The sequence below is a fragment of the Marinobacter sp. ST-43 genome (assembly GCF_030541085.1).
GTDB classification, from domain to species: Bacteria; Pseudomonadota; Gammaproteobacteria; order Pseudomonadales; family Oleiphilaceae; genus Marinobacter; species Marinobacter nauticus.
In genome coordinates, this window is the sequence record NZ_JASSVO010000019.1 from 23,572 (window position 1) to 36,531 (window position 12,960).

12 protein-coding genes are annotated in these 12,960 nt (G+C 58.1%); 4 read left to right on the top strand and 8 right to left on the bottom strand.

Annotation, left to right across the window (positions count from 1 at the left end; translation table 11 throughout):
• Window positions 1–127 precede the first annotated feature (127 nt).
• The 6 genes from QPL98_RS16530 to QPL98_RS16555 all read right to left on the bottom strand — a co-directional run bounded on the left by QPL98_RS16530 (window position 128) and on the right by QPL98_RS16555 (window position 6,988).
• Window positions 128–889, bottom strand: coding sequence for a (2Fe-2S)-binding protein (locus tag QPL98_RS16530; RefSeq protein WP_303293645.1), 762 nt, complete (start codon window positions 887–889; stop codon window positions 128–130).
• Entirely contained in the window at window positions 876–2,906 is a 2,031-nt protein-coding gene (gene fhuB / locus QPL98_RS16535; protein WP_303293646.1) for a Fe(3+)-hydroxamate ABC transporter permease FhuB, read from the bottom strand. Before fhuB ends, QPL98_RS16530 begins: the two co-directional genes overlap by 14 nt.
• Entirely contained in the window at window positions 2,896–3,822 is a 927-nt protein-coding gene (locus QPL98_RS16540) for an ABC transporter substrate-binding protein (RefSeq protein ID WP_303293647.1), read from the bottom strand. The genes fhuB and QPL98_RS16540 overlap by 11 nt, the downstream gene beginning before the upstream one ends.
• Window positions 3,812–4,585 carry an ABC transporter ATP-binding protein gene (locus QPL98_RS16545; RefSeq protein WP_303293648.1) on the bottom strand — a complete coding sequence of 258 codons (774 nt, stop codon included), beginning with the start codon at window positions 4,583–4,585 and terminating at the stop codon, window positions 3,812–3,814. Before QPL98_RS16545 ends, QPL98_RS16540 begins: the two co-directional genes overlap by 11 nt.
• Before the next feature lie 83 nt (window positions 4,586–4,668).
• Window positions 4,669–6,456, bottom strand: coding sequence for an ABC transporter ATP-binding protein (locus QPL98_RS16550; protein WP_303293649.1), 1,788 nt, complete (start codon window positions 6,454–6,456; stop codon window positions 4,669–4,671).
• Window positions 6,457–6,535: 79 nt separating this feature from the next.
• Window positions 6,536–6,988, bottom strand: a complete 453-nt coding sequence (locus QPL98_RS16555; protein ID WP_011785656.1) for a YaiI/YqxD family protein — start codon at window positions 6,986–6,988, stop codon at window positions 6,536–6,538.
• A gap of 303 nt (window positions 6,989–7,291) precedes the next feature.
• Here QPL98_RS16555 and QPL98_RS16560 point away from each other — a divergent pair, with 303 nt between their 5' ends.
• Together QPL98_RS16560 and QPL98_RS16565 are read left to right on the top strand one after the other, a co-directional pair.
• Window positions 7,292–7,834 (top strand): histidine phosphatase family protein, encoded by a 543-nt coding sequence (locus QPL98_RS16560; RefSeq protein ID WP_303293653.1) that lies wholly within the window; start codon window positions 7,292–7,294, stop codon window positions 7,832–7,834.
• Window positions 7,835–7,874: 40 nt separating this feature from the next.
• On the top strand, window positions 7,875–8,213 hold the full coding sequence (locus QPL98_RS16565; RefSeq protein ID WP_011785654.1) for a zinc ribbon domain-containing protein YjdM: 339 nt from the start codon (window positions 7,875–7,877) through the stop codon (window positions 8,211–8,213).
• 45 nt (window positions 8,214–8,258) lie between these two features.
• Here the strand turns inward: QPL98_RS16565 and QPL98_RS16570 are convergent, their stop codons facing one another.
• Window positions 8,259–8,978 carry a tellurite resistance TerB family protein gene (locus tag QPL98_RS16570; protein WP_273030284.1) on the bottom strand — a complete coding sequence of 240 codons (720 nt, stop codon included), beginning with the start codon at window positions 8,976–8,978 and terminating at the stop codon, window positions 8,259–8,261.
• 236 nt (window positions 8,979–9,214) lie between these two features.
• Here QPL98_RS16570 and QPL98_RS16575 point away from each other — a divergent pair, with 236 nt between their 5' ends.
• Both QPL98_RS16575 and QPL98_RS16580 read left to right on the top strand, forming a co-directional pair.
• Entirely contained in the window at window positions 9,215–11,521 is a 2,307-nt protein-coding gene (locus QPL98_RS16575; RefSeq protein WP_273030282.1) for a bifunctional diguanylate cyclase/phosphodiesterase, read from the top strand.
• Between the two features lie 66 nt (window positions 11,522–11,587).
• Window positions 11,588–12,091 carry a copper chaperone PCu(A)C gene (locus QPL98_RS16580; protein ID WP_011785651.1) on the top strand — a complete coding sequence of 168 codons (504 nt, stop codon included), beginning with the start codon at window positions 11,588–11,590 and terminating at the stop codon, window positions 12,089–12,091.
• Window positions 12,092–12,123: 32 nt separating this feature from the next.
• On the opposite strand, the gene QPL98_RS16585 is transcribed toward QPL98_RS16580, so the two are convergent.
• The gene (locus QPL98_RS16585) at window positions 12,124–12,867 is read right to left on the bottom strand and encodes a class I SAM-dependent methyltransferase (protein ID WP_153741250.1); all 744 of its coding nucleotides are present in this window, start codon (window positions 12,865–12,867) and stop codon (window positions 12,124–12,126) included.
• Between the last annotated feature and the right edge of the window lie 93 nt (window positions 12,868–12,960).

Below are 12,960 nucleotides of genomic sequence, written 5' to 3' on the forward strand. Positions count from 1 at the left end.
CAAGCCTCAAGGAGAGTGAGCATGAATCCGGAACAGGAAATACTCGATGGATTGAAGCTGGCGGCAGGTTCAGGTGCCGTCATAGGATTGATTGCGTTGGGAGTGATACTGGTTTCGATGGTCGGAGCTAGCTGATCCGCTCTTTCCGATAGATCCCACATGTTCCGCAATAGCCGCCTCCGGGCAATAAATATTTGAGGCAGCACCCTTTGCGCTGAGGGATGGCACACCACTGTTGGCCGAATTCTGCCGGAATCCAGTCAATGTATCGGTTGGCCTCGCATTTGAACTGCGCCAGCCAGCTATCGGCCTGTTTACACAACTCTGCCGGATTAACCCGGTTCCACACCACTGAATAGGGCGCACCCAACGCCAGCCCGACACTGCTCCAGTAGGCACCCGGACTAACCCCGAAATGCTGCCGGAACACACCGTACCAGTCTTGCATCTGTTCACTGAGAATTCTTATGAACGCCTCAGGCTCCAGGATCTCCTGTTTACTGGCCGCATATTGCCAGCGAGACGGGTCCGCTGGTGTTGATGTTGTCGGGCACAGGAAAACCCGCCGGGGATCGAGTGCAGCACTGCTGCCATCCCTGAACAGCCGGATCACCAATGGTCCGATAATCTGAAGTGCCAGGCTCTGGTGCAGGACAGAAAGCCGCGCCTTGCGGAATCGCGGATGATCGGCATCCAGATAGTCCTTGAGGACCTGTTGTTGCAGAAGGTCTGGATTTGCCAGTAGCTGGGCCAGGGAGAACAACGCGGGTTGTTCGCGGTTGGCGGGTGTCAGTGTGCTGTCCATCAGAGTGGTAGCGTCAAGGCCGTGGCGGGCCAACAGATTGTGGTAATCCGTCAGCCATTGCGTTGCTGCCTCAGCCGCGACCATGACGGCTTAGCCCCCACAGGAAGTACAAGCCGCCGACCAGGGCGGCCAGCAGCCCCGCGGGTAGCTGATTGGGATACACCAGAACCCGGGCCAGGTAGTCGGCCAGTGAAAGCAGTAGCCCCCCCGCCAGGGCTGCGACCAGCATTTGCCGGCCCACGGTCTGCTGTCCCAGTACCCGGGCCAGGTGCGGGGCGATCAACCCGACGAAGCTTAATGGCCCGATCACTACAGTTGACGCCGCGGTCAGCACGGCAGCCAGCACCAGTAGAAGAAGTCGCGCCCGTGGCACCCGCAGTCCCAGGGCAGAGGCGGATGTTTCGCCCAGGGGCAGCAGTGTGAGCGGTCGCAGGGCAAGCAAGAGCAAGGTCGAAAGGCCTACCACCAATGCCAGTAAACCGAAGGCTTCGGATTCCGAGATCAGCCAGGTGGAGCCGTACATCCAGTTCAGCAGGCGAGAGGCAACGGTGCCGCCAGAGGCCATTACCAGCCTCAGGCCGGCATCCATGAATACGTACAGCGCCAGGCCGCCAAGCAACAGTTGATTGCCTGCGAAGTGGTGCTTGCGGGCCAGCAGCAGTAACAGCCCCAGGGCGCCGGCGGCACCCACCGTGGCGGCGGCCAGTTGGCCAAGCCGGCCAATCTCCAGCCCGGTCAGAACCAGAACTACCATCACTAACGCTGCTCCGCCGCTGATGCCCAGCAGTTCCGGGCTGCCCATGGGGTTGCCGGTCATCCGCTGGATCAGGGTGCCGGCCATACCCAGCGCCATTCCGGCCAGGATGGCGGCCATCAATCTCGGGCCCCGCCATACCCACGCGTCTGTCCACTGTGCTACGGGCGTCCAGTTCCAGCCTTCAAGGCCCGGAGACCAGCCCATGGAGAGAATGATGGTCAGGGCCAGTAACGAGCACAGGGCTGCGGCGACCATTGCGGGATGTCGCCGGCGGGGCAGAAACCCCGCGGGGCTGCTGTCCTGACCGGGCATATGATGGGTGTTGCGGAAGCCTTGCAGGGCCAGAAGAATGATTGGCCCGCCAATGAGTGCGGTGGTCGTACCGGTGGGTATAAGAGACCCGCCATCCCAGGTGGTGGCCCAGTGGGCGAGGGTGTCGGCCAGCAACAGCAGGCCGCCACCTGCCAGGGTGCTCCATAGCAGTCGTTCAGTTAGGCTTCTGGCCCCCAGAAGCCTCGCCAGTACTGGTGCAGCCAGCCCCACAAAGGCGACCACGCCCACCCGGCTGACCACCAGTGAGCTCATGATCACCACCAGAAACAGTGCAACAGCACGAAGCAGGGACACCTTCGCCCCCAGTGAGTTTGCCGATGCCTGGCCGAGCTGAAGCAGCTGTAACGGACGCATCAGGGCCACCATCAAAGCCGCAATAACCAGTACCCGGGGGAGCAGATCAAAGAAGGGCGCCCAGTTGTTTTGCACCAGGGATCCTGCACCCCAGATAAACAGATTGCCGAGCCATTCACCTTTCAGCAGCAGGAATGCCATATTGATGGCGCCCAGAAAGAAGGTGACAACCAGCCCGGCCAGAATCACGGTGACCGGCGAGAAGCCGAGCCGCCAGGTCAGCAGGATGACCAGACCGATGGCGAGCAAGCCGCCGGCCACGGCGGCCAGGTCGGGGCTGAAGGCGAGCAAGCCCGGAGCGAATAAGGTAGCAAGGGTGATGCCAAACTGGCCCCCGGCCTCCACGCCCAGAGTGGTGGGTGAAGCCAGTGGGTTACCCAGCACCTGCTGGGTAACGGCTCCGGCCAGCCCCAGCGCGCAACCAATCAGTATCGCGATGGAGACCCTCGGTGCCCAGCTGAAGTGGGCCAAAACGGAGGCGTAGTTATTGCCATCAAACGTCCAGAACGCCGATATAAGTTGTGGAAGCTGTAGCTGATCGAGCCAGGGCAAGGCGCTGGTGGCCAGTGCGGCCAGCCAGAGTAGAGCGACTGCAACGGGCAGCCTGGCGGGAATTTCTGGGCGATTGGAAACGCGCAGGGTAGACTCAACGGACATTGTCGCTGCCCCCTTCCACCAGAGCGTTGGTCAGGGCAACGGCCAGGCGTTTCACCGGGTATACGCCACCGAAAGGCCAGGCAGCAGGAATCCGGTAGATCTCCTCGTCTCGCACTGGTGGCAGGTAGGTCCAGAACGGGCTGTTGGCCAGACTGTCGGCTAGCCCCGGCACCAGGGGGTCTATCACCACGATGCGGCTGTTCCTGGCATCCGCCACAGACTCGAGGCCTATGGCTGAAAACCCCCAGTAGTTGCCTGGATCTGACCAGGCATTGGTAAGCCCAAGGTTATCCAGGGCAGTCTGGAACAGACCGTTGGGGGCATAGATGCGGACATGGCGGTCATCCATAAAGTTCACCAGGGCAACCGGCTTGTCGGTGATGCCGGCTTGCTCCAGTCGTTTCCGCTGTTGGTTCAGGGTTTGTTCGATATCGGCCAGTACCCATTCGGCCCGGTCGATCCGGCCGGTGATTTCGCCCAGGGTTATCAGCATTTCCCGGGCCCTGTCGAATGGACGGGCGTCTTTTTTATACACGCTGATGACGTAGGTTGGCGCAATCCGCTCCAACAGTTCGGCCGCGGGAGCCATTTCGGTGCTGGTGACGATCAGGTCGGGTTTCAGTTCTGCGATTGCCTCCAGGCTGGGCGCGACCCTGGTGCCGACATTGGCGACGCTGTCAGGCAGTTCCGGCTCCTGAACCCAGGTGTGATAGCCGGCTTTGTCTGCCACGCCAACGGGGGTGATACCCAGTAATAGCAGCGTCTCGGTGGCGGCCCAGTTCAGCGCGATAATGCGTTCAGGGGGCTCTTCAAGGGTTAGTGTGCCGCCTTCGTGTTGCCAGGTCTGGGCGGTTCCTGCGATCGGCAGCAGAAAGAGCAGCGCGCCGAGCATCATGGCTTTCGTGTTAATGGACATAGGAAACCCATTGCCCCGGCGCCCGCTCCATCACGCCCATGGGAACGCTGTAAATCGATTCCAGAATCTGGCTGTCCATGATCTCTGCCGGCGTGCCATCGGCCACCACCTGGCCCGATTTCAGGGCCACCAACCGGTCGCAGAAACGGGAAGCCAGATCGACATCGTGCAGCACCACAATCACGGTCAGTTCGCGCTGGCTGGCAAGGCGCTGCACCAGACGCAGCGTTTCCACCTGGTGCTTCACATCCAGGGCGGAGATAGGTTCATCCAGCAGCAGGCAGCGGGTTTGCTGGGCCAGCAACATGGCAATCCAGGCCCGTTGACGTTCACCACCGGAAAGGGTATCGACAGCGCGGTGTTCAAAAGGTTTAAGGTCTGTGTCGGCAATCGCCTGATCAATCAGCGCGTAATCCGCATCGCTGTAGCGGCCAAGCGGGCCTCGCCAGGGGTAACGGCCCAGTGCGATCAATTCCCGGACGGTCAGGCCATCGGTGCCCGGCGGGTGTTGGGGCAGGTAGCCGACAATCCGGGCAAAAGCACGGGCGCCCAGGCTTTTGGCAGCTTCACCTTCCAGTCGGACCTCACCGGCACTGGCTGGAATCTGCCTGGCCAGTGTTTTCAGTAAAGTGGATTTGCCCGAGCCATTGTGGCCAAGCAGGGCGGTCACCTGGCCTTCGTTAAAGGCCAGGCTAATGTTATGAAGGATAGCCGTGCTACCAATGTGGACGGCGAGGTCGCGGACATCAAAAAACGCGGACATTCAGATTCCCCTGTTTCTGTGGCTGGCAGGATAATCTAAATGCGAATACCTATCAATAATAATTGGTAATCGGGATAACGTTCTTACGCCTGACCTGTTTGCACGCGCCACTGCGCGGCATAGGCGCCGTTATTGCGTATCAGACTGTCGTGATCGCCCTCTTCGACAACCCGACCATTCTCGACCACGGCAATGGTGTCCGCATCCACAATGGTGGAAAGCCGGTGGGCAATCATGATGACGGTTCGGTTATGGCCGATGCGCTTGAGTGAGCGCTGGATGGCGGCTTCGGTTTCGTTATCCACGGCACTGGTTGCTTCGTCCAGCACCAGGATGGGTGGATTCTTCAGCAGCGCCCGGGCCAGAGACAGCCTTTGACGCTGGCCGCCGGACAGGCGAATGCCCCGTTCACCTACTGGTGTGTCCAGGCCTTCCGGTAGCGCCTCAATAAAGGACCAGGCCTCGGCAGTACGAGCGGCATCAATGATCTCTTCTTCGCTGGCATCGGGTTTGCCATAGGCAAGGTTGTCGCGGATGCTGCCCTCAAACAGGTAGACATCCTGGCTGACCAGGCCAATGGCATCGCGCAGGGACTTCAGGCTCACCCCACGAATGGGCTGGCCGTCAATCCGGATGTCTCCATGGGAGGGGTCGTAGAACCGCAATAACAGCTTGATCAATGTGGACTTGCCGGAGCCGGTCGCCCCCACCAACGCGAGGGTATTGCCTGCTGGAACGCTCAGGGTAATGTCCTGTATGCCTGCGCCGCTGCCGGCGTAACGGAAGCTCACCTGGTTGAATGAGACCTTTCCGCGAACGGGTTGTTCCAGGGACTTGCCGGCATCATCCCGGACGTTTACCGGTTCGGCGAGCAGATCGAGAATCCGTCGGGTACTGGCCATGGCCCGTTCAAACAGATCAATCACTTCCGCCAGGCCGGTCAGGGGCCAGAGCAGTCGCTGGGTGAGGAACACCAGCACCCCGTAAGCGCCCACGTTCAGGCTGCCTTCCAGCGCCATCATACCGCCAACGGTAAAGGTGGCCAGGAAGCCGGCCAGAATGGCCATTCGAATGACCGGAATGAATGCGGAGCTGATACGAATGGCGCGGCGGTTAGCATCAACATAGGCTTCGCTCGCGTCCTTCAGGCGTTTTGCTTCCCGCTGTTCGGCGGTGAAGCTCTTGATCGTGGCGATACCACCCAGATTGTTGGCCAGGCGGCTGGACAGGTCGCCCACTTTCTCCCTTACGTCTGCGTACAGCGGGCTGGCTTTGCGCTGGAAATAGAAGGCACCCCAGATGATCAGGGGAATAGGTGTGAACGCCAACAGGGCAATCAGTGGCGACAGCACAAAGAATACGGCACCCACAGCCACTACGGTAACCGCTACCTGAATCATGGCATTGGCGCCGCCATCCAGGAAACGCTCCAGCTGGTTTACATCGTCGTTCATGGTGGCTACCAATTGTCCGGAGCTGTTGGCCTCAAAGAAGCTCATGTCCAGACGCTGGGCGTGTTCGTAAGCGTCTTGTCGGAGATCGGACTGCAGTCGCTGGGCCAGGTTGCGCCAGAGAATCTGGAACAGGTACTCAAACAGCGACTCACCAGCCCAGATGAAGAAGGTGAGTACCGCCAGGATGGTGATCTGCTCCTGCGCAGTCTCAAAGCCCAGGCCGGCAACGAAGCTCTCTTCCTGGTTCACCACTACATCGATGGCGACGCCGATCAGTATTTCCGGGGCAATGTCGAAGAGCTTGTTGATGATGGAGCAGGTGGTGGCGGCGATGATCTGGCGCCGGTAACCACGCGCGTATCGAAGCAGGCGGCCGAGAGCGGCAAAGCTGCTGGTGTGCTGGGCGCGTGTGGTCATGTTCCGCTTCCTTCTGCTGTCTGGTTGTCAGAGGCGGGAAGGGTAGCGGATTCTTTCGTTTTTTAAAACAGAATCATTTTCACTTGCGGGCGTTTCTTTGCAGCCACCGGTCCAGTTGGTCGGCAAACTCTTTTCGATCTCCCTGGCTGAATGGGGCCGGCCCGCCGGTTACCTGGCCGGCGTTGCGCATTTCTTCCATGAAGTTGCGCATGGCAAGGCGCTGGCGGATGTTTTCTTTGGTGAAGGCCTGCCCACGGGGGTTGAAGACGTCGGCGCCTTTTTCGATGGCTTCGGCGGCCAGGGGAATGTCCTGGGTAATCACCAGATCGCCTTTGCTCATCTGGTCCATGATTTCGTTGTCTGCAACGTCGAAACCGTGGGGGACTTGCCGGCGGCTGATGTGTGGGCTTGGTGGCAGGCTGATGGCGTGGTTGGCGATGAAGGTGGTCTGGATTTGCCAGCGGGTAGCGGCACGGCAGAGGATTTCCCGGATGGGAACGGGGCAGGCATCGGCGTCGACCCAGATTGGCATTTCGGTTTTCCTTCGTTGGTTTGGCTGGTGGTCAGTTTAACCTTTCATGGGGTGAGCCTGTTAGTTTGGTTCCGCGTATTGGCTATTAGGCGGTAAGACATTGGGTGCCTGTGTCATTGGGGGCTACTTTCCAAAAACCGCTACGAGCACATCCATGTGCGCTTCTCTCAGGCCATCCATGGCCTTCGAAATTTTTGGAAAGTAGCCCCCAATGACACAGATCTGGCACTGGTGATACCGCCGCGATATGCGCGCTGACGGAGTCTTTGAGGAATCATTATGAAAGCGTTTGTGTTTTGTTTGATGGCCATCGGCGCTTTTGGGTTTTCTCAAACCCATGCCTCAGAAAAGGACGCCTGGGCTGCCCTTAGAGAGGGGAGAGCCGTTTTGATGCTGCGTCATGCCCTGGCTCCAGGCACCGGTGATCCAGTCGGGTTTGTGCTCGGAGATTGCAGTACCCAGAGGAACCTGAACGACACGGGGCGTGAGCAGGCCCGGGCGTGGAAAGCGTTTCTGGCAGAACATGGAATTGCTGAGGCGAGGTTGTTTTCCAGCCAGTGGTGTCGATGTGTTGAGACCGCCCAGGAAATGAATATGGGGCCAGTGACTGAGTGGCCGGCTCTGAATTCATTTTTTCGCAACCGTGGCGACGGCCCGCAACAGACCCGTGAAACCATCAAGTTGGTGAATAGCCTGGGGCAGGGTGCGCCCGTTTTGATGGTGTCACACCAAGTGAATGTGACGGCGTTGACGGGCATTTTTCCGGCTTCGAATGAAGGAGTGATTCTGGCGTTGCCGTTGTCGGAGAACCCGGACATTCTGGCGAGGGTGGCGCCGGGGCAATAGTGGTATAATCCTGTGCTCATTCAGTTAACAGGAAATGATAATGTCTCAGTTGCCCCCTTGCCCCAAGTGCAGTTCTGAATACACCTACGAAGATGGCGTTCAGCTGGTGTGCCCGGAGTGCGGCCATGAATGGACGGAGGCCGAGCAGGCAGCGGCTGAAGCAGGCAAGGTGGTTCGTGATGCCAATGGCAATGAGCTGCAGGATGGCGATACCGTCACCGTAATCAAGGATTTGAAGGTGAAGGGTTCCAGCCTGGTGGTGAAGGTGGGAACCAAGGTCAAGAACATCCGCCTGGTGGATGGCGATCACGACATTGATTGCAAGATTGATGGTGTGGGGGCCATGAAGCTCAAGTCGGAGTTTGTTAAGAAGGCCTGACTTGGATTCGGCACCGGGGAGTCCGGTGCCGTCTGCTGTGATTGATTAACTGGCAGCCAGCACTTGTTGTTCAAGCTCCCTGGCCAGATTGGGTTCTATCTTCAGGGCACCGGCCAGTTGTTCGAGCCAGGCACGCTCCATCGGGTTCTGTTCGTCAATCATCACGGCGCTGACGACGTAGATTTCCCGGGCTGCCTGGGGCGAATCGGCGTTGCGTGCCAAAGCGCTGGCATCCAGTGGCGCATCGAACTGTTGCTGGATCCAGGCCTGGAGTTCGTCGTCCGGGCCCAGCCGCTCGATCTCCTGAGTCAGTAGTTGTCTTTCATTGGCATCGATATGGCCATCGGCGCGGGCGGCCATAATCATGGCCTGGAGAATTTCCAGTCCACGACGCTCCTGGTCAGCTCCCTGCAACTGCTCAAGGGGCTGGCCCTGTTGCACCGGGGCGGGCTGTGCCTGGCCCTGATTGGTGCTCTGGTAGTTTTGATAGGCTTTCCATGCCAGTACGCCGACACCGGCCAGGGCGCCATACTTCAGTGCCTTGCCGCCCATTTTGCGGCCACGCTTGGAGCCCAGCATCAATCCCAGTGCTCCGCCACCCAACAGGCTTTTTACATCAATGCCACTGCCGCCTTTACCTCCGGACAGTTGGCTGCCAAGGTTGCCCATCATCTGGTTTACGTCCATTCCACCCTGGCTGCCCTGGCGGGACTGACCGCCCTGGGCCTGGTTCATGATCTGGTTCAGCACTGACATTACATTCATTGTCTGGCTCCTTTTCCGCCTGGTTGCCGTTGGCTTTGATTTTGATTCTAGCCTCAGTAAACCCTATCCGGCATGAACGCCAGATGAACAGATTGTCTGGATAACGACGGCAAAGTTCCTTTTGGCATCATCTTTTTTGGTAAGGTTGTGTCAAAACAGGGTGCGTATTTGCAACGTCATCCTATAATCATGGTTAGCGAAATTAACCCATTCACCGGGACAAATGGACTGACTACTTGGCGGCTCTGAAAAGCAATATCTGGACGCTGTATTTTCTGATCGTAATCGTCGGCGTTGCGCTTTTAGGGGTGTCTCTCCAGCAGCGCTGGCGGGAGACCCTGTCTGATGAAACTGCGCATCAATTGTCCAGAGCTGAGCTCATATCCCAATCCGTTCACAGTCTGTTCCGGACTCAGGAGCTGGTGCTTGATGTCGTGGGGCGCGAACTCCTCGACAGTGGCGAACCGCTGGAAGAGCGGAGGGAAATGCCTTTATTGGACAATATCCTTTCGGTTAACCCGGCCCTCGTAGGTTTTGGCCTGGCTCGCCCGGACGGCACGCTGGTTCGTATCAGCACCAATATGGACACCAGCCGCCTGCCCAATCTCCTGGAGAACCCCAGTACCGCAGAAGGTTTCAGGCAAGCCCTTGAGTCGGATGTGATGGTGGTAGGGCGTACTTATTATATGGATGCGCTCGGTGCCTGGTTGATCCCGATACGAAAGGCCTTGCGAGCGGACGATGGTTCTGTGGTTGCAGTAATGACGGCCGGACTGAAGATCGGTGCCGAAGGTTCAGTTCTTGGGCAGGATCTGCACGATGGTCCCGAGGACAGTGTCATCCTGTTTCGGGAGGCAGACAAATACGTCCAGTTTATGTCGCGAGAGGGCGCAACGCCTGAGCGATATTCTGCCTCGCAGGTCAACGAGGAGCGTTTGAGCGCACAGCGGCGTGATTTCGAGGAGGGAACCGGAAAGACCATGGCCGATATCATGGCCAGTCCGGAGGCGGTTTCTTTTCATATGACCCGCGACCAGCGAGATTATCTGACAGCCGCCACCTTCGACGCTCGGTATCAGATCTGGACAGTGTCCGAGACGCGTTTTGCCCCTCTTTACCGCGATTTTATGGGTACCCTCGTACCCTACGTGATTGGCTTTGTACTGGGTGCCTGGTTGCTCTACCTGTTGTTCCGGGTTATTGATCGTGCCGAGGGAGAGCGTCGGGAAGAGTTGCTGTACCGGGCTCGACATGACGATCTCACCGGCCTGTTAAACCGCGCCGGGCTCCTGGATCGATTGGAAGGCAGGCTTTCTCAGGCGAGGCCGTTCAGTCTGGTGGTGATCAACATTGATAACTTCAGTGGCATCAATGACCGCTTTGGGCTGGAGTACGGGGATCACACCCTGGTGGAATTTGGGCGAAGACTTGAGCGGTTGGCGGAACGACACGACGATCTGGCGAGGCTCGGGAGCGATGAATTCGCCATCGTTACCCCCAATACCAACATCCCCTCGTTGACCGATGCCTGCCGGGCACTGGTAGAAGATCTGGCCCAAATCTTCGAAGTGGGCCGGCTTCGTCTGCAGGTGGGCGCGAGTGTCGGGGTGGCCCGGTACCCCGAAGACGGAGACTCCCTCAGCAAGCTGATTCGTAGTGCCCACCTGGCGTTGTATGAGGCCAAACAAAGCCGGAATGCCGTCTGCGTCTACAAGGCAGAAATGGAAACCGCTTATCTACGGCGGCTGAACGTGGAACAGAGGCTGCGCTATGGCCTGGCCTCTCATGCTCTCTATATGGTGTACCAACCGCAGGTGAACGATGCAGGCGAAACCATTGGTCTGGAGGCTTTGGTGCGCTGGCAGGATGAAGAGTTGGGATTCGTTTCGCCGGCAGAATTCGTGGATGTGGCCGAGAAAAGCGGCCTGATGATTCCTCTGGGTAACTTCGTGCTGGACACCAGCCTGAGGGAATTCCGGCAATTGATAGACAAGGTGAAACAGCCGCTGGATCTGGCCATCAACATCTCGGTGATTCAGTTCTGCCAGCCAGGCTTCGTGGATACAGTATTGAACGCCTTGAAAACCCACGATGTCTCGCCGTCCTCTCTGGTTCTGGAGATTACCGAAACGCTGTTCATGGGCAATTTCGATCAGGTGCTGCAAACTATCTGCGACCTGAGAAGCCACGGTATACGCCTGGCCATGGATGATTTCGGAACCGGCTATTCTTCCCTCAGCCTGCTGCGCCAGTTACCTCTGGATGAGCTTAAAATCGACAAAAGCTTTGTGGACGGTATTGTTGAAGATGAAAAAGCCGCCAATATGGTGCGCAGCATCGTCGCCATTGCCCGCAGCCACAACATGAGTCTGATCGCTGAGGGTGTAGAAGAGCAGGCTCAGGCCCAGGCCTTGATCAAAATGGGCTGCCTGCGCTTCCAGGGTTACTATTTCAGCCGGCCGGTGCCTATGGCAGACGTTCGTCAGGTGCTCACTGACACGGCAAACACGGACAATATCCCTGCGACCATTCGTCGCTCCTGATGGCTTTGAAGTGGTCGGAGCCGGCCGCTACAGTAGTGATATTTGTCAGAAAACAAGGAACGCCGAATGAAACAACCCCTGATTGCTCTGGCATTGGGCGCAGCCCTGTTCGCCCCGGCCGCATTTGCCGCCGATCACGCACACGGTAACGACCACCAGAGCCATCCGATACAGATCAATCAGCCCTGGAGTCGGCCAACACCGCCGGGTACGCCCATGGGTGTGGGCTATATGGCGATCACCAACCACAGTGAACAGGCCATCACCCTGGTGGGCGCAGAAACCCCTAGAGCCGGCAACGTTTCGATTCACGAAACTTCCATGCATGAGGGTGTCATGCGTATGCAGCCGGTAGATGGTGGTCTTCTGATACCCGCCGGCAAAACCGTGGAGTTAAAACCTCACAGTTATCACCTGATGCTTGAAAGGCTGCCTGAGCCCCTAGTTGAGGGCGAGAAAGTTCCGGTAAGACTGGATTTTGATGGTGCCGAAGACCTGAATATTGAACTGATGGTGCGCCCCCTTGACGGTGCCCCGGCGATGAACGACCACGCCGGCATGAAGCACTAACCACTATTCTTCTCAGCGAAATCCGGTAACGCTCAACGCTTTACGCAGACAAACAGTGCGTTTCCGGATTCGCCATCCCAGGGCAAGATGCGTTCGTAGTCGTGCTCGAAGATGGTCACGTCAAACCAGGGCTGCAACAGGGTGGCCAGCTCCCGAAAGCTCAGTGCTACCATGGGGTGCTCATCCTGCCAGGATTCACTGATGCCGTTGGTGGTGCGATCAATGCTCAGCCGGAGCGACTGCCGTTCACCACCGCCAACGTAATGCCAGCCAGACCGAAAGGTAAACTCACTGCCATCGTGCCGGGCGGAGTGACAGACATACAGATTGTTGTTGATTCGGGTCTTGTCTACGGCATTGAAACAGAACAATCCGTTGGCTGATAACGCCCGGTAGGCGCTTTCGATACAGCCCTGGAGCTTCTCGATACCATCGCTGTAATGAATGGAGTACAGGAAGCAGGTAATCAGATCAAATGGATTATCAAACCTGAATTCGCACATATCCTGAACACTGAAGACGGCTTCCGGGCAACGCTGTTGGGCTACATCCAGCATGGGCTGATTAATATCCAGCCCTTCGCACTGGTAACCAAGGTTCAGGAAATGCCGGATGTGCGGCCCGGTACCACAGGCCAGATCCAGATGACGCTTGCCGCCATTGCCGAATAGCTGATGTAACCGCTGTACCCCAAGACTCTGGGCAGGGTAATCGATATCGGCACACATCAGATCGTAGTAGCCCGACAAGTCGGTATATAAGGCATTGATGGACAAGGGAAAGCCTCTGCAGGGTCAACTGGATCACCTCTGGCGAACAGCAGCTGCAGACGGGCCTGGCGCAGCGGGCGGGCGTTTTGAGGGTGGCGT